20 protein-coding genes are annotated in these 21,722 nt (G+C 67.0%); 4 read left to right on the forward strand and 16 right to left on the reverse strand.

The genetic code is table 11. The annotated features are described in order from the left end of the window. Positions 1-3: 3 nt before the first annotated feature. The 5 genes from AC06DU_RS16930 to AC06DU_RS16950 all read right to left on the reverse strand — a co-directional run bounded on the left by AC06DU_RS16930 (position 4) and on the right by AC06DU_RS16950 (position 6,199). Positions 4-972: a glycoside hydrolase family 113 gene (locus tag AC06DU_RS16930; protein WP_478202877.1), complete on the reverse strand. Its 969-nt coding sequence runs from the start codon at positions 970-972 to the stop codon at positions 4-6. Beyond that, positions 954-2,237, reverse strand: a complete 1,284-nt coding sequence (locus AC06DU_RS16935) for a hypothetical protein (protein WP_478202878.1) — start codon at positions 2,235-2,237, stop codon at positions 954-956. The genes AC06DU_RS16930 and AC06DU_RS16935 overlap by 19 nt, the downstream gene beginning before the upstream one ends. 49 nt (positions 2,238-2,286) lie before the next feature. Next, on the reverse strand, positions 2,287-4,194 hold the full coding sequence (locus tag AC06DU_RS16940) for a glycosyltransferase family 2 protein (RefSeq protein ID WP_478202879.1): 1,908 nt from the start codon (positions 4,192-4,194) through the stop codon (positions 2,287-2,289). 13 nt (positions 4,195-4,207) lie between these two features. After that, complete coding sequence (locus tag AC06DU_RS16945; RefSeq protein ID WP_184458217.1) at positions 4,208-5,230, reverse strand: hypothetical protein; 1,023 nt, start codon at positions 5,228-5,230, stop codon at positions 4,208-4,210. 129 nt (positions 5,231-5,359) lie between these two features. Further along, positions 5,360-6,199, reverse strand: a complete 840-nt coding sequence (locus AC06DU_RS16950) for a glycosyltransferase family 2 protein (protein ID WP_478202880.1) — start codon at positions 6,197-6,199, stop codon at positions 5,360-5,362. 356 nt (positions 6,200-6,555) lie between these two features. Here AC06DU_RS16950 and AC06DU_RS16955 point away from each other — a divergent pair, with 356 nt between their 5' ends. The 4 genes from AC06DU_RS16955 (at position 6,556) to AC06DU_RS16970 (ending at position 11,523) form a co-directional block, all read left to right on the forward strand. Next, entirely contained in the window at positions 6,556-7,716 is a 1,161-nt protein-coding gene (locus AC06DU_RS16955; protein WP_478202881.1) for a phosphotransferase enzyme family protein, read from the forward strand. Positions 7,717-7,748: 32 nt separating this feature from the next. Beyond that, positions 7,749-9,914 (forward strand): TonB-dependent receptor, encoded by a 2,166-nt coding sequence (locus tag AC06DU_RS16960; RefSeq protein ID WP_478202882.1) that lies wholly within the window; start codon positions 7,749-7,751, stop codon positions 9,912-9,914. Positions 9,915-10,113: 199 nt separating this feature from the next. After that, a complete protein-coding gene (pnuC, locus tag AC06DU_RS16965; protein WP_016901891.1) occupies positions 10,114-10,689 on the forward strand; it encodes a nicotinamide riboside transporter PnuC in 576 nt (191 codons plus the stop codon). A 105-nt stretch (positions 10,690-10,794) separates the two neighbouring features. Next, positions 10,795-11,523, forward strand: coding sequence for a UTRA domain-containing protein (locus AC06DU_RS16970; RefSeq protein WP_478202883.1), 729 nt, complete (start codon positions 10,795-10,797; stop codon positions 11,521-11,523). Between the two features lie 288 nt (positions 11,524-11,811). Here AC06DU_RS16970 and AC06DU_RS16975 read toward each other — a convergent pair whose 3' ends face one another. The 11 genes from AC06DU_RS16975 to xpsF form a co-directional block, all read right to left on the reverse strand. Next, positions 11,812-12,651, reverse strand: coding sequence for a glycosyltransferase family 2 protein (locus AC06DU_RS16975; protein WP_478202884.1), 840 nt, complete (start codon positions 12,649-12,651; stop codon positions 11,812-11,814). Further along, a complete protein-coding gene (gspD, locus tag AC06DU_RS16980; RefSeq protein WP_478202885.1) occupies positions 12,648-14,972 on the reverse strand; it encodes a type II secretion system secretin GspD in 2,325 nt (774 codons plus the stop codon). The genes AC06DU_RS16975 and gspD overlap by 4 nt, the downstream gene beginning before the upstream one ends. Continuing rightward, entirely contained in the window at positions 14,969-15,760 is a 792-nt protein-coding gene (gene xpsN, locus AC06DU_RS16985) for a type II secretion system protein XpsN (protein ID WP_024939113.1), read from the reverse strand. The genes gspD and xpsN overlap by 4 nt, the downstream gene beginning before the upstream one ends. After that, the gene (gene gspM / locus AC06DU_RS16990; RefSeq protein WP_016901906.1) at positions 15,750-16,403 is read right to left on the reverse strand and encodes a type II secretion system protein GspM; all 654 of its coding nucleotides are present in this window, start codon (positions 16,401-16,403) and stop codon (positions 15,750-15,752) included. The genes xpsN and gspM overlap by 11 nt, the downstream gene beginning before the upstream one ends. Next, positions 16,387-17,508, reverse strand: a complete 1,122-nt coding sequence (locus tag AC06DU_RS16995; RefSeq protein ID WP_478202886.1) for a PilN domain-containing protein — start codon at positions 17,506-17,508, stop codon at positions 16,387-16,389. Before AC06DU_RS16995 ends, gspM begins: the two co-directional genes overlap by 17 nt. Continuing rightward, positions 17,505-18,356: a type II secretion system minor pseudopilin gene (locus tag AC06DU_RS17000; protein ID WP_478202887.1), complete on the reverse strand. Its 852-nt coding sequence runs from the start codon at positions 18,354-18,356 to the stop codon at positions 17,505-17,507. The genes AC06DU_RS16995 and AC06DU_RS17000 overlap by 4 nt, the downstream gene beginning before the upstream one ends. After that, complete coding sequence (locus tag AC06DU_RS17005; RefSeq protein ID WP_102580542.1) at positions 18,353-18,988, reverse strand: type II secretion system protein J; 636 nt, start codon at positions 18,986-18,988, stop codon at positions 18,353-18,355. Before AC06DU_RS17005 ends, AC06DU_RS17000 begins: the two co-directional genes overlap by 4 nt. Further along, positions 18,985-19,401 (reverse strand): type II secretion system protein XpsI, encoded by a 417-nt coding sequence (gene xpsI, locus AC06DU_RS17010; protein WP_029218999.1) that lies wholly within the window; start codon positions 19,399-19,401, stop codon positions 18,985-18,987. The genes AC06DU_RS17005 and xpsI overlap by 4 nt, the downstream gene beginning before the upstream one ends. Further along, on the reverse strand, positions 19,398-19,907 hold the full coding sequence (gene xpsH, locus AC06DU_RS17015) for a type II secretion system protein XpsH (RefSeq protein WP_029218998.1): 510 nt from the start codon (positions 19,905-19,907) through the stop codon (positions 19,398-19,400). Before xpsH ends, xpsI begins: the two co-directional genes overlap by 4 nt. Positions 19,908-19,917: 10 nt before the next feature. Continuing rightward, the gene (gene gspG / locus AC06DU_RS17020; protein ID WP_024939118.1) at positions 19,918-20,349 is read right to left on the reverse strand and encodes a type II secretion system major pseudopilin GspG; all 432 of its coding nucleotides are present in this window, start codon (positions 20,347-20,349) and stop codon (positions 19,918-19,920) included. A 123-nt stretch (positions 20,350-20,472) separates the two neighbouring features. Next, entirely contained in the window at positions 20,473-21,690 is a 1,218-nt protein-coding gene (gene xpsF, locus AC06DU_RS17025) for a type II secretion system protein XpsF (RefSeq protein WP_047129329.1), read from the reverse strand. Between the last annotated feature and the right edge of the window lie 32 nt (positions 21,691-21,722).

A 21,722-nucleotide genomic window follows, 5' to 3' on the forward strand; every position in this document is an offset into this window, starting at 1 on the left:
CGCTCAGCGCGCCAGCACCTGCTGCGCCGGTTTGCCCTGCACGGTGAAGTCGCTGTCGCCCGGGCCGCCGGCCTTGGGGTCGGTATACCAGCACCACAGCGCGATACCTTCCACGCCGTGCGCCTGCAGCACCTTGCGCCACTGCTGCAACACCTGCAGCTGCAGGCGGGTGTCCACTGCAGCGGCGCGTTGCTCCGGGCTCTCCCAGGGCGCGGCCAGGCTGCCGCGTGCAGAACGCAGCCCCAACTCCGCCACCCACACCGGCTTGCCCACGCGCTGGCCCAGTTGCTGCAGGCGCTGCGCGGCGGCATCCATCTCGGCCGTGCGCGTGCCGGCCGCTTCGGACAGACGCGGATACAGGCTGGTGCCCACCGCATCGAACAAGGACCAGTAACGGAAGCTTTCGGCGTGCTCCATGCCGTCGGCCACATACAGCAGCTTGCCGTGGTAGACCTTGCGCACTTCCGCCACCAGACCGGGCCACTGCGGCGCGTCCTGCAGCTTGCGCAGTTCGGTGCCGATCACCAGCGCTTCCGCATGCTCGTCTTCGGCCAGCTTGGCCAATGGCAGCAACGCGTTCTGATACGCGGCAAACCAGGCTGCCTGGTCGGTGGGCGCGGTGTCGCCGGCCCAATGCCCGGGAATCCACACATGCACCTTGAGCGTGGCCTGCAGGCCGGCGTGGTGGCTCTGCCGCAACGCCGCGCGCATGGCCTCCACGCTGCTGTCGCTGCCCAGCACCGGGTCGTTCGCCTGCGGGTTGGCTTGCCACACAAACGCAACCAGCAAGGCCTTGCTGGCGCCGGTCTTGGCCAGCGCATCCAGCGACTGTCCCGCCGCCTCGCTCTCCCACGGCGCATTGGCCGAGACCTTGACGTTGGCGCCCATCCACGTCGATGCATCGGCGTTGCAGCCATTGACCAGCATGCACGCCCCGACCAGAAACGCGGTACTCAGAACGCGTTTGAACATGCGGCGGATGCCTTGGTGGTGGACGCGGTCGTGGTGTGCGCGCAGTCCATTGCACCGATGACCGCAGTGTTCTTGTCCGGCTGCACGATTGCAGCAGTGGTGGGCGCGCTGACGCCGGACGCGGGCTGCGTGGGCGCGGCCACGTCCGCGGCAGTCGCCACGGTGGGCTGCGCCTGCACGGCATCCGCTGCCGGCGTCGCCGCGCCGGTCGGCAACGACACCGGCGCGCTCACGACCACCGCCTCGCCCTGCAGCAAGGACTGCGCATCGGCAGGCGCCGCACGCATCCAGCTGCCCCAGCCCTGCGGCTGTACCCAGGCCGCACCGATCAGGCCCAGCAACAGCAGGCCGGCGGCCTGACTGCGCTGATCGGCATGCAGCGCGCGCAGCAGCAACGCTGCCGGCACCCACAGCAGCAGCAAGGCGTCGAACCCGGCCCAGCCGAAGGCGAATGACAGTGCCGCCGCACAGATCACGGTGCCGGCACTGGCCAGCACGCCGCGCGTGAGCGCACTGCTGCGGCTACGGGCCAGCAACGCCAGCACCGGGAAGCAGACCACCGCTGCCACGCCCCAGCGCACGGCCGGCGACCAGCCTTGCGCATGCTGGGCCAGCGGCAACGGCAGCGGATGCGCGCCCTGCCCGATGCTGGACAGCGTCGGCCACGGTGCGTTGAACACGGTCAGATTGACGTAGGCCCACATGCCGACCAGAAACGCGAACGGCAGGTAGCACACCAGGTAGAACGAACCCGGCGCCTTGCGCAGCATCTGCGGCGGCATCACCAGCAGCAGCCACGGTGCCACCATCGTCGACAGCGCCAGTGTCTGCAGATCCAGGCACAGCAGGATGCACAACCAGCCGGCGATGCGCAGATAGGTGAAGGCCTCTACCGGCGTCTGCAGGCGGCGCAAGGTGCGGCACAAGCCGTAGAACGCCAGCAGACCCACCGCCTGGCTTCCGCCTGCGGCGATCGGCAGCAGGAACAGCGGATTGCAGCCCACCAGCACGGTCAAACCACTGGCCCAGCCGCGCCCGAACACGCCGGCCAGATCGCGCCACAGCAGCGACAGGAACAACGCGTTGGCGGCAACCGCCAGGAACGGCCAGACCTGGAACGGCAGGTTCCAGCTGTCCAGCCCCAGATTGATCGCCCACGACAACAGACCGGTTGCCGGCAAGCCGGCTGCTGGTGCGATTGCCGGTGTGGCGGAGCCGACCGACTGCAGCAGCAGCGGCTGGCTCAGCAGCGACAGGGCCACCACGGCAACCAGAAACGCCGGCAGCCCGCTGTGACGGCGCGGGACCGCCGACTCACTCTTCGAGTGCGGCGCGGCGCTCGTTTTCCGAATGCTTGCTGATGCCATGAGTGGTCTTCTCCCAATAGAACGGATTGTGGATCAGCTGCCAGAGCCCCTTGTACGCGGCGATCGACTGCAACGCCCAGTAAAAGGGCACGGTCAACGCGTAGGGCGCCAGCTTGAAGTAGTCGCGTTTGAACGCAGCCACCAGCGTGATGTAGATGAAGAACGCATTGGCCAACAGCAGATTGACCAACGACACGGTCGCCAGCCACGGCGGGAAGAAGCGCTCGAACGCGGTTGTCCCGGTGACTGCCCAGACCACATACAGCGCCCACAGCACCGGCACGCCCAACGCGGTGAAGAAGCCGCCGCCAATGAAGAACTGGAAACCCCAGAAGCCCTTGAACCCGGTGCTGCGATACAGGTGCACCGGGTCGCGCATGTGCACCAGCCAGGTCTGCATGTAGCCCTTGAGCCAGCGCGAGCGCTGCCGAATCCAGTTGGGAATGCTGACGTTGGCTTCTTCGAACGTGGTGGAGTTGACCACGTTGACGCGGTAGCCGTTCTGGATCAGCCGCACGCCCAGGTCGGCGTCTTCGGTGACGTTGTACGGGTCCCAGGCGCGCACCTGGCGCAACACATCCAGACGGAAGTGGTTGGAGGTACCGCCCAACGGAATCGGGATGCGCAGGTATTCCAGCGCCGGCAGGTAGAAGTCGAACCAGAGCGTGTACTCCAGCGTGAACATCCGCGTCAGCCAGTTCTCGTCGGCGTTGTAGTAGTTCAGCCGCGCCTGGATGCACGCCACATCCTTGTCGGCCTTGCGGAACGCGGCCACCACGCGCTTGAGCTGATCCGGCTCGGGCTTGTCTTCGGCGTCGTAGATGGTGAGCAGCTCGCCGCGCGCAAAATGCAGCGCGTAGTTGCAGGCCTTGGGCTTGGTCTTGGGCTGCGACGGCGGCACCCGGATGATTTCGAAGAACGCCTCCAGGCCGAGTTTCTTGGCGGCCTCGATGGTGTCGAAATCGTCCGCCTCCAGCACCAGCTTCACGTCGAGCTTGCTGATCGGGTAATCCAGCTTGCGCAGCGCGTTGGCCAGGATCGGCAGGACTTCCGGCTCCTTGTACATCGGCACCAGCACGGTATAGACCGGCAGGTCGTCGTCGCGCAGCGCGGCCACTTCGTCCTCGGTGACCTTGATGTCGATGCGGTGGCGCGAGCCGAACCACACCAGCAACAGCTTCAGTCCGAAGGTCGCCAGAAAGCCCAGCGCCACCAGCACGTTGACGGTGATCAGGGCCGGCACCGGGAACAGCACCATCGCGATCACCATCACTGCGGCGATCGCCCACAGCGTGAACTTCTGTCCGCGCGTCACCACCTGGCGCGCCGAGTACGTCGGCGCATGCGATGCGAGCAGGTTGAGCGCGTTGTCGGTGAGCTGCTCGTCGGCATAGCGCTGCAGGCTCCAGATGATGTCGAACTTGGCGGTGCCGACAAAACGCACGTCCTCGCCGTAGTGCGCGCGCGCCCAGGCAAACACTGCCGGGTCGGGATCGGCCACGGCCAGCACCAGCACACCGTCTTCGCGACGCCACGGCAGCAGCAGGCGCTGCGCGTAACTTTCCAGATCGCCCGGGGTGAGCAGTTCCGGATCCGGCGGCTGCTGCACCAGATCGATGAACTCGAGGCCGAAGTGCGCGGCAACGATGGCGTAGAACCGCTGCGCCGGCACGCCGCGCTGGGCCAGGATCACATCGCCCAGGCGCGAGTTCCAGCGTTGCTGCAACGCCAGCGCCGAGCGCAGCTGTTCGTCGGTGATGACGCCTGCCGTGACCAGCGCGCGACCCAACAGACCGCGTTCGCGGCCGATGTCCGGTGCTCGTCCCAGCGCGTCCATTTCGCAGGTGACCGTCATTGTCGTGGCGTCCTTAGAACCGCCACCAGGCGGCCACGAAAGGCCCACCTGCGGCGCCGGTGTTGCGGCCCATCACTGGCTGCTGATATCCCACCTGCCACTGGCTGCCGCCCGGCGCTGTGTACAGCGTGGACAGCTGCAGCTTGGTGAGGTCGTAGTTGGTGCCGGTGGCGACGAAGCCGGAATCGCCAGGTGTCGAGCCAACGACAAACGCGTCGTTACGCCCGTTACCCAGGCCCTGGATCACGTTGACTTCGCCAAGCAGCAACCAGCTCGGGGTCAGACTCAGGCCGGTGGACGCGTCCACCCGCACTTCGTCGGAAGCGGCACTGCCGCGCAGGCGCACCGCGCCACCCAGATCGACGTAGCCGTTGCGCCCGCCCAGCGTGTAACCACGGCCGCGGCTGTAACGCAGCTCCAGACCGTAGTCGCCAAGGCCGAGCGCGGGGTCGCGCCCAGGATTGTTCGGGTGATAGGTCTTGCTACGGCCATAGGCCGGGATGCTGACCAGGGCCTGCACCGAGCTACGCCAGACATCGTCGGCCGCACCTGGCAGTGCGTAGCGCAGGCCGATCTCCTGATCGGCAAAGCCGGTGGTGCTGCGGCGTGCCCGTCCGGGCGCACCGTTCACCGGTTCGTCGTTGTTGAAACCGACTTCGGTGAAATAGAAATTGCCGATAAAGCTCAGCTTGTCGCTCAGGCCATGCTCGACGTAGACATTGAGCTGGTCCTGGCGGCTACGTCCGTTGTTGCCGAAATCGCCACGGTGGTGGGCATCGTCGAACCAGCCGGTGCCATCGCTATGCAGCGCCTTGACGATCACCAGGGTGTCGCCCTGCGGCTGGGTCCAGGCGCCTGCCACGGCCGTGTCCGGCAAGGCCGCCATCAGGCAGCTCAGCGCAAGCGCCGACAGCGCAGCTACCGGCGCGCGGCGCGCGATGGAATCAAGAGAAGAGGGCGAGACAACCGGACTGGACTGCAGCGCGGCGGCGCACGGCTGACGTCCCCGCAATTGCGGGTCGTTCTGTAAAGACATTGCACGATTCCTGATGGGGGACCCGGAAGGGACAGGAAGCTAGTGATTGATCACACTTCGAGGCGAAACGTATCACACATAAGTCCCGCCACCCATCACTGATTTATCACAAATTTAACGCGAGCGAACTCATCTCTTTCGCAACAATTTCGGTACCTGGGCGACGGCATGGGTCCAGATCGCCAGCCATACGCCCAGCCGGGTGAGCAGCCCCCGATGACCCGCCTCGAACTTGCGGAAATAGCGCCACAGGCCGCGGTGTTTGTGCCACTCGACAAAGAACGGCCGCGCACGACTGGACACGCCGCGCACGTGCACGACCCGTAGATCGTTGGCCACCGCCACCAGCGCGCCGGCCTGACGCGCACGCCGGCACAGGTCCAGGTCTTCGGCGTGCAGACGGTAGGCGCCGTCCCAGCCGTCCAGCCGGTCGAACAGGCTGCGTTGCATCAGCATCAAGGCACCGGAAATGGCGTCCACCACCTGCAGGGGCGCAGCGGGATCGGCCGGCACCGCCAGCTGGGCGGCAGCGCGCGGTGCGCGCAGCATGGCGGCAAAATCCGGATCGCGACGGCGCACTGCGGCATCCGGCTGCCCGTCCTCGTCCACCTGCTCCACGCCCAACAGCACCGCCGCATGGCCGGCCGCGCGTGCGCACAGCTGCGCCAAGGTGTCGCGCTCGACCATCAGGTCCGGGTTGATGAACACCAGCCAGGGCGCCTGCGAGTCGCGCGCGCCCTGGTTGCAGGCGCTCGCAAAACCCGGGTTGTCCAGATTGGCGATGAAGTGCAGCCGCGCATCGGCCAAGGCATGCCGCTGCACGACCTCCAGGGTGTCGTCGCTGGAGGCGTTGTCGACCACCCGGATCTCGCTGATGCCCTCGGCCGCGCGCAGCCGCGACAGGCACGCATCGATGGTGCTGCTGCTCTGATAGGTGACGACGACGGCGGCAATCTGGACGGGAGTCATCCGGCCATTATCCGGTGCCGGGGCGGCGCAACGCCATCGTGCGTCTGCCAGCGCCGACATGGCGGCTGGCAGCAGCAACAGGCATACTGCGCGCCCGGAACCGCCCAGCGGTTTTGCGCAGGCGCCGCCCACGGCGCGCCCCACATTTTTTAGTGTCGAGATGACGGCCAGCGACCTTTCGGTGTTGCGCTGCCTTTTCATTCCCTGCAGCGCAACCGCCTGATGGCGGGCGCGCCGCAACGACGGCCTGGCAGCGCCGTCCGTGTTGTCGCCGGCGCGCGCGCCGGGTCCGCCGCTTCGGCACCGATCGACTGGTCTATACCACTGACCCGCACCGCATTGCCGGAGCCGGGCGCATGAGCACCTCGCATCAGGTGCATGGCATGAGCCTGGAGCTGGCGCTACCGGACTGGCCGGTGTTGACCGCCGACGAAATCCGTCGCGTGCTGCAGCACTTTTCCGTTCCTGTCGGTAGCGAACTGATTCGCTGGCATAGCGCCCGCCCGTTTTCCGCCGCCGCCTGCGTGGACACCGCCAGCGGCACGCTCATCGTCAAGCGACATCACCGCAGCGTGCGCAATGTCGCCGCGTTGCGCGAAGAGCACGTCTTCATGGCGCATCTGCGCTGGGCCGGCGCAGCGGTGGTCGAGGTGCTGCACGATGCCGTGGGCCGCACCGCCCTGGCCGATGCGGACTGGGTCTACGAAGTGCAGCGCGCAGGGCTCGGCCAGGACCTGTATCGGGATGCCTTGTCGTGGACGCCCTTTACCAGCGTCCCGCACGCGGCGGCAGCAGGTGCCGCGCTGGCACGCCTGCATCTGGCAGCACAGGGATTCGATGCGCCGCCACGCCGCAGCAGCGTACTGGTGGCCAACCTGGCCCTGTTCGCGCAGGTCGACCCGCTCCGGGCGGTGGAACAGGCCCTGCTGTCGCGCCCCGGCCTGGCCGCCGATTTTCAGGACCGGCCCTGGCGCCGCGACCTGACCGACCACCTGCTGCCCTGGCACGCCCGGGCCTGGTCGGTGCTGTCGGCGCCTGGCGCGCTGCCGCCGCTGTGGACGCATGGCGACTGGCATGCCTCCAACCTGCTGTGGCGCACACACGACGATGGCGACGTCGAGGTCAGCGCGGTGTTCGACTTCGGCCTGTGCGACCGCAGTTTTGCAATGTTCGACCTGGCCACGGCGATCGAACGCAATCTGATCCCATGGTTGAACCTGGATGCGGGGCAGCGCGCGCAGCCGCAGTTGGAGCAGCTCGACGCCTTGCTGGACGGTTACGCCCGGCACTGCGCACTGGGCGCCGCGCAGCTGCGGCAGCTGGCCGCCTTGCTGCCGATCGTGCATGCCGACTTCGCCCTGAGCGAGATCGAATACTTCGCCGGCATCACCCGCTCGGCCGACAACGCCGACATCGCCTATCACCGTTACCTGCTCGGCCATGCGGACTGGTTTGCCAGCGCCGATGGCCAGCGTCTGCTCGATCACCTGGACGCGCGCGCGCGCCGGGTGCCATGAGCTTTTTTCCTCTTCCTTTTCGAGCCCTGCGCATGCACCTGCCCGCCCCTCTTCACCACCGCCGCCCGCTCGCGCTTGCACTTGCGCTGTGCATCGCCACGCCTGCCCTTGCGCAGCAACAACCCGGTGCCGAGGCGGTCGAGCTGGATGCGGTCAACGTGCGTGGCGAACGCGCCGACGCCAGCACGGCCTTGACCGGCTTCGGTGCCACGCGGCTGCTGGATGCGCCGGCCTCGATCGCGGTGATCGATCGCCAGCAATTGCTCGACCGTCAGGCACGCGTGCTCAGCGAGGTATTGCGCGCCGATGCCTCCGCCGGCGACGCCTACGCCCCGATCGGCTACTACGAGAATTTCGTCGTGCGTGGCTATTCGCTCAACGCCGCCAACAGTTACCGCATCAACGGCCTGAGCGCGGTGGGCGAGCAATCCATTGCACTGGAAAACAAGCAGCAGGTGCAGATCCTCAAGGGCCTGGCCGGGCTGCAATCGGGTGTCAACGAACCGGCCGGACTGATCGACTACCGCACCAAGCGGCCCGAGCACGTGCGCAGCGTGACCCTGGGCACCGACGAGCAGGGTTCACGCTATGTGGCCGCCGACCTGGGCGACTGGTTCGGCGCCGAGCGCAGCCTGGGCCTGCGCGTCAATGCCGCGCGCGAAGACATCAACAGCTATGTCGACCACGCCGACGGTTATCGCAATTTCCTGTCGCTGGCCGGCGACTGGAAGATCAGCCCGCAATCGCTGCTGCAGCTGGATGTGGAGTATCAGCATCGGCAGCAACGCTCGGTGCCCGGCTATCAATTGCTCGGTGGCACGCAGGTACCGCGCGACATCGATGTGTATCGCCTGCTCGGCTACCAGCCGTGGTCGCGGCCGGTGGAGATGGATTCGCTCAATGCGCAGCTGCGCTACGCCTACCAGTTCAACGACAACTGGCGCGCCACTGCTGAAGCATCACGCAGCCGCTCGGTGATCAACGATTTCTCCGCGTTCGCCTGGGGCTGTTATGGCGCGGCCAGTTGCGCCGACAGCGTCACCCCGAATTTCTTCGGCGCGCAAGGCGAGTACGACGTCTACGACTATCGCAGCCCCGACGACACCCGCGTGCACGATCAACTGCGCGCCACGCTCGAAGGCCGTGTGCTCACCGGCGCGCTGGATCACCGCCTGAGCATCGGCGGCGACTGGCTACGCCGCACCATCGATCGCTTCGGTTCGGTCAACGAATTCGTCGGCAGCGGCAGCATCGACCGCGACCCGGAGGTGTTTGCACAGACCGACGTCGCGCTGGACCCGAAGCAACGCCGCCTGGACAGCCGTCAACGTGCGTTGGTATTGGCCGACCGGATCGGTCTTGGGTCGCAATGGGAGCTGTCGCTGGGCGCGCGCTATGTGCGCCTGGACGAGCGCAGCTTCGACCGCGATGGCGTGCTGGAGCGACGCACGCGCAAGGACACGCTGCTGCCGCAGGCCGCGCTGCTGTTCAAACCGCAGCAGCAGGTATCGCTGTACGCCAGCTACGCCAAGAGCCTGGCCGCCGGCGGCACCGCCCCGTGGTTTGCCGACAACGCCGATGAGATCCTGCCGCCGACCAATGCGTACCAGCTGGAGACCGGCGCAAAATTCGAGCTCGACGGCCTGCGCCTGGGCGCGGCGCTGTTCGACATCCGCCAGGCCTACCAGTTCACCCAGCCGCAGGCCGATGGTGGCCTGCGCTATGTGCAACAGGGCCGCCTGCACAACCGTGGCCTGGAGTTGTCGGCCGATGGCGCGGCCACCGCGCAGCTGCGCATATTCGCCAGCGCTGCCGCCATCCGCGCCCGTGCCGAAGACACCGACATTGCCGAGTACGAAGGCCACCAGGCCATCAACGTGCCCAAGCTGCGCGCCAGCCTGCAGGCCGATTACAGCGTGCCCGGCATCGATGGTCTGGCGCTGCTGGCAGGCGTGCAATACAGCGGGCGCAAGTTCGCCGACCGGCTCGGCAACGCCAGCGTGCCGGCCTACACCGTGGCCAACCTGGGCGCGCGTTACGCCACCGCGCTGGGCGGGCTGGCCACCACCTGGCGCTTGAACGTGGACAACGTGTTCGACAAGCGCTACTGGCGCGATAGCGGCGAATACCAGGGCGATGCCTATCTGTTCCCGGGCGCGCCGCGCACGGCGCGTCTGACCGTGCAGCTGGACTTCTAAACGCAGCCGATGCGGCCATGCGATCCGCTGACGTGTGAGCTGCACGGGTTACGCGACAGCGGTGCTGCGCGGGCCGCGTGCGCTGCCGGTATCGGCTGCAGGCGGTGAACGCGCTCGGCCTGCCTGCACGATCGCGTTGAACTGTTCTGCGTCCCTGCCCTCGATCCCTCTTCCATCAGACATCCTCCCCAGCCCTTCCATGTCCTTGCTCGAATCTGCCGCCGTCGTGATCAACCTGCTCGGTGTCTGGCTGACCGCGCGGCGTATTCGCTGGTGCTGGCCGGTCGGCATCGTGGCGGTGGCGCTGTATGCCTGGCTGTTCTATCAGTGGAAGCTGTACTCGGACATGCTGCTGCAAGGCGTCTACGTGCTGACCCAGCTGTACGGCTGGTGGCAGTGGCAGCGCGGGATGGCCGCACAGACACGCATTCGTCCGTTGCCGATGCCGCAGGCGGAGCTGTGGATCTCGCTGTGCATCGGTGCCGTGTTCGCCGCCGCGCTCGGTGCCTACATGCATCACCGCACCGATGCCGCACTGCCGTGGCTGGACGCGGCGCTGGCCAGCTTCAGCCTGGTCGCCAGCGTCTGGGCCGCACGCAAGCGCATCGCCAACTGGATACTGTGGGTCGTGCTCGATTGCATCTACGTGGGCGTGTTCGTCAGCAAGGGGCTGTATCCCACCGCACTGCTGTATGCAGGCTTCGTGCTGCTGGCGCTGTATGGATGGCGCAGCTGGAAAACCCAACAGCAGCAGAACCTGGCAGGCCTTGCCTGAGCCACCTGCAGTTTGCGGGCGCGTTCTTCTTTACCATCGCTGCATGCACCTCTCTTATCCGCCTGCCTTGCACATGCGCCGCAGCCTTCATCGGCAGGTCGCCGCATGAGCGCGTCGCGCCAACACGCCATCACCGAAATCGTCTCCGCGCAGATCGCCGCCGGCGAATGGGGCCCGGATCAGCGCCTGCCGGTAGAGCGCGAGCTTGCCGAACGCTTCGGCTGCACCCGCATCACCTTGCGTGAGGCCTTGCAGCAACTGGAAGCGCAGGGCCGCATCTACCGCGAGAACCGGCGCGGCTGGTTCGTCAGCGCACCGCGTGTGCGCTACGACCCCACCAGCATCGCCGGCTTCATGCAGTACGTGGCGGCGCAAGGGCGCAAACCGCGCACCGAGCTATTGAGTGCCACCCGACAGGCAGCGGGGCCTGCCTACGCGGCCGCGCTACGGCTGGAGACGCCGTACGAAGAAGTCTTCGTGCTGCAACGCCGGCGCTGGATCGACCGCCGCGCGGTGCTGCTGGAAACCAACGTGGTGCTGGCCGCCTGGGCGCCGGGCCTGATGGAACACGACCTGGCCGGCTCGCTGTCGAGCGTGTTCAACCAGAAACTTGGGCTATTCCTGAGCCGCGCGCAATTGTCGATGCATCCGGCCGGGCTGGACGCCACGCAAGCCCTGTTGCTGCAGTCCACCACCGGCACACCGTGCTTCCGGCTGCAGCGGATCAGCTTCGCCGAAGACGGCCGCGCGGTGGAACTGGATATCGAATCCTGGCGCCACGATGCGCTGGATGTGGTGGTACGCACCGAGGCACCGATGCGGTCGGCGCTTTAGCGCCGGGATTCGGGATTCGGGATTCGGGAATCGGGAATCGGGAATCGATGGTGAGCATCACGCGCTGCTTTCTTCGTTGCATCTGTAGTGCATCGTTGCGATGCTCTCTGCGGTTGACCACATGTCGCAGAACCGACTGAGGTGGCTATGGGTACATGCTCAAAAAGATGATGCAGGCCGCAGCATCTGTGCCCACCTAGCAAGTGCGTGGTTGTTCGTGTCAGTCGCTCTTGGTCATTCCATCGCCGCTCCCGCCCAATGCAGCGGGCAGGCTCGGCCGCGCTATCACTACGCGTCGAACAGCGTGCGCTGCGGGTCAGGCGGCGGCAGATCGGCGAGCAACTGCGCGAGTTGATCGCGCTGCGCACGCAGCGGGTCGTGCATCAGGAAGTTGGCCAGGCGTGCGTGCCAGGCCGGCCAGCGTGTGGCCAGTGCATCCATGTCGCCATCGGCAGGGCGGCCTTCGTGCGGCGAGGCGACGAAGGCGGTGTCGCACAGCACGTTGCGCCATCCCAGGCCAGCCATGCGCAGGCTCAGGTCCACCAGTGCCGCATACCAGGAACCATAGCTGCTGGCGTCCAGGCCGCCGGCCTTGCGCCGCGCGCTGCCACGTAGCAGCACCGCGTGGCCGATTGCCGACGGCAGTTCCGGATGCAGTGGCGGCATCGCCGCACACGCCGCGGCAAGCCGCTCCGGCGCGGCAGGCATCGGATTGAGTTCGCCCAGGCGTGGCCAGCTGCAGGCTTCGCCCACATTGCTCCACGGGGTGGCGGTGGCAATCGACGCATCGCGCGCAAAGCAGGCGTCGAGCTGATTCAACCACCCCGGCAGCGGGCAGGCATCCACACCCAGCACCACCACATCGGCATCGCCGCAGCCGCTGAGCATTTCGTCCAGATGCGCCACCTCGCCAAGCATGCGCTGACGACGGGTGTGATGGGCCTGCAGCCGCGTGCGCGCCAACCAGTGCGCGATCACCGCGCGGCCGCGCGGGCCGGCCTGCGCATCGTCGGCCAGCCACACCCGCGTGCCGGCGGGCGTGGCGGCATCCAGCGCGCCCAGGCAGGCATCCAGGGCCTCGTCGTCGGTGCCGACCGGCACCAGCACGACGGGCAGTGCCGCACTCATTGCGGTTTCTGGCTGGGTTTCAGCGGCTCCATGGCCTTGAACTTCTGACCGTATTCGTCGGTGAGATTGCGCGCTTCCTGGGGGTTGCGCACGATCGATGGAGTGATCAGCACGATGACTTCGCGGCGACGAGAATCTTTGGTCTTTGTCCCGAACAGAGCGCCGACCACCGGCAATTTACTCAGGAATGGCACACCGTCGCTACCGTCAGTTGTGCTGTCGTCGATCAAGCCCGCCAACATGATGGTGTCACCACTCTGCACGGCTGCTTCTGTCTTGACGCGACGCGTGTTGATATCGACATTGCAGGCAGCCGCATTGACTGTTGCTGTCGCAGAAAGACAAGCAGCAGGGCGATTCTCTGGACTACTGACCTCCTGCACGATATCTAGAAATACCATGCCGTCTTTCGTGACACGTGGCCGTACTTTCAGGATCACACCGGTGTCGATGTATTGCACCGAAGAGAAGCTGCTGTCGCTACCAAGCCCGGTATTGATGGACGTCGAATTGATGGCAATACGCGAACCGACATTGAGCGTCGCTTCGGCATTGTTGCGCACAAACACAGAAGGCGTCTGCAGCAGGCGAACGTTAGTTACTTGATCGAGCGCAGTGATAATCGCAGCAGCGTTTTTCCCTAGAAAACTCCAAGCAACCCCTCCACTGCCGACTTTCCCGGCGATGTCACCCCAGATGTTACGTCCCGCTGCATTTGCAAGACCAGCTCCCAGACCGATGCCCGTTCCATTGGTCAGACCGCCATCGGTCGCGGTTGCCGGTGCATTTACTGCATTTTCAAAATACCAGTTAACGCCGTAACTCAGCGCACCGGTCAAATTCACCTCGGCCACCTGCGCCTCGATATGCACCTGCATCGGCATCACATCGAGCTTTTCGATGACGTCGCGGATCGAATTCCACGACTGCGGGGTGGCGCGCACCAGCAAGGTATTGGTTTCGGCCACCGCCGACACGCCGACCTTGTCGCCTTCCACTTCCAGCGTCACCGCGCCATTGCCGTTGCTGCGCGGCGACAGCTGCAGGCTGCCGTTGCCCAGTCCACCGCTGCTGCTTCCACTGCCGCTGCTGCCGCCGAAGCTGCTGCCAGAGGAGCTGCCATCGCTGCTTTCGCCGATGCTGCCGCCGGTGGTGCCCGAGCTGCCGCCCATGCTGCTGTCGCGGTTACCCAGGGCGCCGCCGAGCACGCTGGTTTCCGAGCCCGGGGCCAGCGAGGCGTTGGAGTCGCTGTTGTTGCCGCGCCCACCGAACACTTCCGACAGGCGGTCGGCCAGGTCCTTGGCCTTGATGTACTTCAATTCGTACGAAAACAGCCGCACGCCGCCGCCGGCACTATCGATGCGGTCCAGCCACTGCTGGATCTGGTCCAGGTAGCGCGGCTGCGGGGTGATCACCAGCACCGCGTTGGCGTTTTCCAGCGGCATGAAACGGAACATGCCGGCGCTCGGTGTCTTGCTCTGTTCGCCGAATACCTTTTCCAGATCGGCCGAGACCTTTTCGGCCTTGCCGGACTGGATCGGGAACACACCCACCGACATGCCCGACAGCCAGTCCACGTCGAAGATCTGCACGGTGCGCAGGTAGTTTTCCAGCTCGGCGCGGGTGCCCCCCAGGGTGATCACGTTGCGCGAGGGATCGGTGCCGACGATGGCGTTCGGGCGCGCATAGGGCTCGAGCACCTTCTTCATTTCGCTGGCGGAGATGAACTTCAACGGCACCACGCGCACTTCGAAACCGCGCGCGGCAGACGGCGATGCGGTGCTGGGCGCGACGGTGCCGGCCAGCGCCTGGTCGGCCGGCACGATGTTGTAGCGGCCGCCGCTGAACACCATGCGCGCGTTGTTCCAGCCCAGCACCATTTCCAGCAGGTTCAAGGCCTGCGCCGGCGAGACCGGATTGGGCGTGGCCAGGGTCACGGTGCCCTGCACGCCGGGGGCGATGACGTAGTTCTGCCCGAGCATGTCGCCCAGGATCGCCTTGACCACCGCCTGCACCGACTCGCCTTCGAAGTTGAAGGTGGCGCTGCCGCTGCTGGCCATGCCCAGCGTCGGTGCCGGCGCGCTCGCCGCGCTCTGGTTGATCATGGTGCCGCTGCCACGCCGGATCACCGGGGTGGGCTTGGCGCTGGCATTGCCCTCGGCGCGTTGCTCGGCACCGGTCTGGGTGGCGCCGGCGGCGCCGACTTGCGGGTCCAGGCGCGCGTCGCGGCGCACGTCCGGCGGCGGAGTGGTGGCGCAACCGGCCAGCAGGCCGATCAGCAGGGACACGGGAAACAGGCGCTGCGTCATGCGTTCACTCATTGGGTCTGACCGGGGGTAGAGCCGCTCTGGCGCTGCTGTTGCAGCTGGCGGCGTCGGGCTTCGATACGTTCGCGGATGGCGCGCATCTGATCATCGGAGGGGCGTGGGGCTTCCTGGGCGCCATCGCTGCGCTGCGGCGGCACCGTCGGCGGTGTCTGCCCACCGGGCTGCTGTGGCGGCGTGGCGGGCTGGGTCTGCGGCGGCTGCGTCGGTGCGACCGCGGCGGCATCGGGCGACGGTAATGGCGGGACGGCGCCGGCAGCGCCACGCGCGCCCGCATTGGCGGTGGGCGGTTGCCCGCCCAGGCCGTTGAACACGTGCAGCTCCAGTGTCTGGGTGCCGCCGGGGCCTTCGATGGTTGCGCTGCGCGGCTGCAGGGCGAGCAGGCGCCAGCCCTTGACCGCTTCGCCGCCCAGCTGCACCCGCACCGAATCCTGTGGATCCAGCGTCAGCGTGGCCATCTTGAAGTTGTCCGTCAGCAGCACGCCGGTCAGGCGCACCGTCGAGGCGGCACTGCTGCCGTCGTTGCCGGACAGGAAGAACGGATGCGGCAGGCGGTCTTCGGCGAAGGCCGGATGCGCGGCGATCTCCGAATACTTTTCGAACGCGCCCAGCCGTTCCGGTGCTGGGGCCGGCAGGGTGGGCAGGCGCTGCACCAGCGCCGGGTCGTCCGGCAGCAGCTCCACGCGCTTGCCCAGCCCGGCCACGGCCAGCACGCACACCAGCAGCGCCCAGCCGACCACGGTGGCCAGCAGCCAGGTGCGCAGGCCGATCATGTCAAGGCGCATTGCTGGCCTCCGCGGCGTCGGGGGCGGCGGGCGCGGCGTCGGTGTTCAACGGCGCGGCGCTGGCGCCGGGGCGCAGGTAGCCGGCCAGTTCGAAGGCGATGTCCAGACCGTTGCCGCTTTCGTTGGGCGAGAGTTGGTAGCGCTGCGCCATCACGTTGAGGTTGTCCACGAACAGGCGCGGGGTGCCGTTTTCCAGGCTGTACAGCACCGAGGCCAGCTCCGGGGTGCCGCAGCGCAGGCGTACCTGCACCGCGACGCGGGTGAAGCGGTCCTTGCTTTCCGGCTGCAGCGGCGAGCGGTTGCTGATCGCGCAGCTGCGGTTGCCGGGGCTGGCTTCCACCACGGCGCGTTCCAGCCGCTGCACCAGGCCGGCCGATGCCAGTTCGGCCGAGGTTTCCGGCAGGAAGCCCGGGCGGCTTTCCAGGGTCTGGCGCGCCTGGCGTAGCCGTTTGCTGACTTCCGGCGCCTGCTGCAGTTGCACGCGCACGCGCAGCTCGCGCTCGCGCAGCGCTTGCAGGTCGTCCTGCACCGCGATCATCGGCTGGGTGAACCAGGGGTGCACCAGCACCAGATAGGCCACGCCGATCACCAGCAACAGCAGGCCCAAAGCGATCCAGCGATCGCGCTTAACGCTGCGTGGCATCGGCCGCCTCCTTGGCATCGGGGCCGGCCAGTTCGGCGGTGATGGTGAAGCGGTCGACGTTGCGACCGGCATCGCTCTGCAGCACGCCGGTCAGCGAGGGCGTGCGCCACAGCGGCGAGCCTTCCAGGCGCCGCACCAGCGAGGAGGCCTCGTTGCTCAAGCCGATCAACTGCAGTTGTCCACCTTCGACCGAAAATTTCTCCAGGTAGGTGCCGCCCGGCAGACGCCGGCTCAGCTCGTCCCAGATTTCCACCGAGGTGGGGCGGGTAGCACGTTGCTGCTGAAAGAAGTTGGCCCCTTCGACCAGATCCAGCAATTGCTGGCGTTCGGCGGCGACCTGGCGCGCACGTGCGGCGTTGGCCTGCACCTTGGCACGCAAGTCGTCGGCGGCCTGGCGGCGGTTGTCCAGCAGCAGCCAGCCGGCCACGGCCAGCAGCACCAGTGCGGCGGCGGCCAGCAACAGATTCCAGCGCTGCATCGGGTCGCTGCGCCGCAGCCGCCGCGCCGGCGGCAGCAGGTTCACGCCCAGCGGCAGGCCCTGCGCATTGGCGACATCGATGCCGGACAAGGCGCTGGCCCATGCGTCGGGCACGCCGTCCGGGCCATCGATCAGGCGCCGCGGCACCACCACCAGTTCGGCATCGAGCTGGCCGTCTTCGCGCACGTCCAGCACGCGCGCATCGAAGTACACCTGGTCGGCAGTGAACGGGGTTTGCCGATCGATCTCGAAGCGCGCCACATCCTGCAGGCGCGCCGCTGCCGCAGCAGGCAGGCGCAACGGACGACGCAAGGCATGCGCGGCCGGCAGCAGCCAATGCCGCGGCAGGCCTTCCAGCGCGGTCGGCAGCAAGGCATGGACTTCCTGCGGCTGCACAGGCCACGGCAGGCTGGCGATGGTCTCGCTGCTGTGATCGCGCTGACGCAGCAACTGCAACGCCTGCCCATCGGGCTGCAACAACAGCCGCGACGGCGACAGGCCCAACTGCCATTGCCAGCGCTGCGGCAGCCAGGCCAGCAGCGATCGTTGCCACCAACGCCAGAAGCCTCCGGCTCCCGGCATGGCGCGTACGCCGATACGACCCAAGGTGTCCCGCCATGCGGTCATTGCACTGCTGCTCCCTCTTCCCAACGCAACACGGTATATGCCGACCCAGGTAATGCGGACGCACTGGTGGAGACCACCGCCCGCAACACAGCCTCGCGTCCCTGACTCAGTCGCGCCCGGCTCTCGATACTATAAGTGTCCGACCCACCGACCGTCGCCTCGCTGCCCGGCAAACCCGGCGGCGCGTCACGCTGGGCCAGCAGTTGCCGCGCATCCAGGCCCATCGCGGTCAGCACCGGGGCCGGCGCAAAGCGCGCTTCGGGGCGCGAGCGTCCGCTGTACAGGGTGAGGTTGGGCAACAGCTTGCGATACAGCTCGCCATCCATTCCCAGCACCAGGCGCAACTCGCCCAGCGTTTCGAACGGGCCATCCTTTGCGCCGTACGGCAATCCTGCATCGGCATAATCGCGATCTTCCGCGCCGCCGCCGGGCTGGCTCAGCGAATCGCCATCGCGCCAGTCGACGATCGCACCGGCAATGCGCGTATCGCGGCCCTGTTCGCCACCGACCGCGCGTACCAGGCCGGCCAGCAGCGCGGGCTCGGCCATGTTCAAGTCCACCTTGCCGCTTTCGTCGGTAATGCGGATCTCCACCGTGGCATCGTCCATCTGCCAACGATAGCGCCGGCCGTCTGCGAGCCAGCGTGCCTGGGTGTCGGTGCTTTGCAGGCGGGACAGTGCGTATTCCAGCCCGGAGCGCGCGTATTCCTGCGCCTGCGCGCCATTGCGCAGCATGCTGCCCTGCAGCGCTTCCATCCGCGCGGTCAGTGCGAATGCACCGATCATCGCGGTGAGCAGCGCAATCAGCCACAACACCAACACCAGCGCGGCACCGCGCATTGCGCTCATTGCCCCGCTCCCGGGTTGCTGGATTGCGGCAAGGCCACCACCAGCGGCGGCCAGGCGGCACCGCCGCTACGGATCTCGATGCGCACCAGCAACGGCAGACGGTCGTGCCATTCCCACTGCGGCAACCATGCGCTCAGGCGGCCGCTCTGCGGATCCATGCCGCGATACCGAAAGCTCACCTGCTGCACGTCTTCGGCGAGTGTTTCCGGCGGCAGCGTGGTGCCCTCTTCGATCGACTTGCCCGATTGCAGCATGGTCAACGCGATCCGCAGCGTGCGCTGTTCGCCATCGCCGGCCACCGACAGATCGTGCAGGTACGGCCCGCCGCGGCCCAGGTAATCCGGCACATCGGCGGCAAAACGCATGCGCTGCGGCTCGCCGATGAACAGCATCGGCTGCTGACTCTGCGGGTCGATGCCCATTGCGATCGGCAGTGCCGCCGCCAGCCGCCGGCGCAGGAATTCTTCCACCGCACGCACGCGTTCGCTGCGCTGGGCGATCGCCTCGCCGCGCTGGCTGACCGCGCTGGCCGAGCGCAAGGTGGCAAACGCCAATGCCAGCCCGCCGACCAGCAACATGGTCGCCAGCAATACTTCGATCAAGGTGAAGCCGGCACTGCGCGAGCGACTCATGGCGCGCTGCCCGGCTGCGCCGCAGCCACCAGCCGCAAGGTGCGCCACTGCAGGACCTGGTTGGGCTGCTCGCCCCAGCGCACCACCAGGGTCAGCTGCAGCAGCGTGTGCGCGCCGGGGGAGACCGGCGCCTGCGGATTGCGTCGCGGCTCGTCGTACGGACGCACATCCATCGACCAGCGGAAATGCCCGTCTTCGAAGGTGCCTTGCTGCTGCTCGGGCACCAGCGGTTTGTCCATGCCCTGCGCCGCCAGCAACGATTGCGCATGCAGGGTGGCGCGCGTGCTCTCGTCGGCCGCACGCACCTGACGCGCGGCACCGGACAGCGATCCCAGCAACAGGCTCAACGCCAGCGCCAGCAACGCAAAGGCGACGATCACCTCGATCAGCGTGTAACCGCGCTGGCGCTTCATGGCGCAGGCGTCCGCAACTGCCCGGAACGCACTTCGCCGGTGATCCAGCCCACGTCCACGCGCCAGGTCGCATCCTTGACGTGCAGATCGATGCGCCCGCCGGTGGAGGCGCCATCGGGGAAGAACTGGATGGCGCCCTGATCCTGCCGCGACTGCACCTGCCGCGCGCCGGTGAAGCGTACCTCTAGCGACGACGGCAGATCGCCGTGGTGGCCGCCGGGGGCTTCCCAGCGGCGCTGCTGCGGATCGATCAGAAACCGCTGCGGCGTGCCGGTGGCAATCGCCTGGGTGCGCGTATAGCGCAGCTGCGAGGCGATCGCCTTGCCGGCGGTGCGCAGGCGCATGCCGTCGATTCCGCCGTTGAGCGCGGCGGCGGCCAATACGCCGGCCATCGCGATCAGGGCGATGACCAGCAACATCTCCAGCAACGAACTGCCACGCGTGCGGGGACGACCAGGGCCGACCACTCCATGCGGATGACGCAACGGCTGACACGCAACGCGCATGGCGAACGGCTTATTGGTACTTGATGTCCGCGTCGTAACTGCTGCCACCGGGGCGGCCGTCCTTGCCCAGGCTGATCAGATCGAACGGCTGACCATCGCCGGGCGCGCGGTATTCGATGGTGTGGCCCCACGGGTCGTTGAGTTCGGCCGGCTTGGCGTACGGGCCCAGCCAGCCGCTGCTGCCGCCGGGCTGGGTCACCAGGTCATCGAGCTTGCTCGGCAACTTGCCGGTGTCGAGCTGGAAATTCTCGATCTTGCCGGCCAGGGTCTGGATCTGCGACTTGGCCAGGTTGGCCTTGCCGCGATCTGCACCACCGAGCACACGGCTACCGACCAGGGTCAGCACCGCGCCGATCAGGACGATGACGATGATGATTTCCAGCAGGCTCATGCCGGCCTGGCCTGCACGCGACGGACTACGGGTGATGGAGCGCTTGATCATGAACGATTTCCTTGCACGTCGATGAAAGATGCTGCCGCCAGAAGATGACACGGCGGGCATTGCAATGGTTCCCGCATGGGTGTCGCGCGGTCACCGGAAAGTTGTTGTGAATCCGCCGCCACGTTATCCGATGGCATTGGTCAGGTCATACAGCGGCACCAGCACCGAAATGATGACAAGCCCCACTACCGAGGCCAGCACCAGCGTGATCAACGGCACCAGCGCGGCCAGCGCGCGGTCGATGGCTTGCGCGGTTTCCAGCTCGAAGGTGTCGGCGGTCTTGAGCAGCATCGTGTCCAGGGCGCCCGATTCTTCGCCGACCTGGATCATCTGCAGGGCCAGCCGCGGGAAGCGCTTGCCGCGTGCCAGCGACATCGCCAGGCCATGGCCGTTCTTGACGTCGTCGGCTGCGGCGTCGACATCTTCGACCAGCGCCAGATTGGACATCACATTGCGCGCAATGCCGATCGCCGCCAGCAGCGGCACGCCGTTGCGCAGCAAGGTGCCCAGCGTGCGCGTCAGCCGTGCGGTTTCCAGGCGCGCGATCAGGCTGCCGACCACTTTCTGCCGCAGCAACCACTCGTCCAGCGCGGCACGGAACGCGGCATTGCGGCGCTTGCGATCCAGCCACAGCCCGAGCACGCCCGGCACCACGATCAACACCACCCACCAGTCGCGCACCAGCAGGCCCACGCTCAACACCGCCTGGGTGAACCACGGCAAGGCCACGTCCAGGCTTTCGTACATCTGCGCGAACTGCGGCACCACATAGCCAAGCAGGAACAGCAGCGCGCAGCCGACCACCGCTAGCAGGATCGCCGGATAGATCAACGCGTTGATCACCTTGCCGCGCAACGCACGGCTGCGCTCCAGGTAATCGGCCAGGCGCTGCAGCGTGTCCTGCATGCTGCCGCCGGCTTCGCCCGCACGCACCATGTTGATGTAGAGCTTGGAAAACAGCCCGTGCTGGCGTTCCAGTGCCGAGGACAGCGGCGCGCCGCCACGCACGGTGTCGCGTACATCGCCGATCACGCGCCGGCTTTTGTCGTCTTCGGGCAGATCCATCAGGATCGACAAGGCGCGATCCAGCGGCTGACCGGCACCGATCAGCGTGGACAACTGCTGGGTGAACTGCACCAGCGCGGCGTTGTCGAACGGCTTCTTGCGCAACAGCATGCGCAGCGACGGCGAGTCGTTTTCGCCGGTGGCCAGGCGCGTTTCCACCGGCAGGTGGCCCTGCTCCTGCAGGCGCAGCGCAACGTCTGCGTCGCTGGCCGCTTCCATCTGGCCATCGAGCATTTCTCCATGGGCGTCGAGCGCTTTGTAGCGGTACAGGGGCATCAGGCTGGACGGCTGGGAGTGGGGAATCGGGA

The sequence above is a fragment of the Xanthomonas sp. NCPPB 3200 genome (assembly GCF_056393585.1).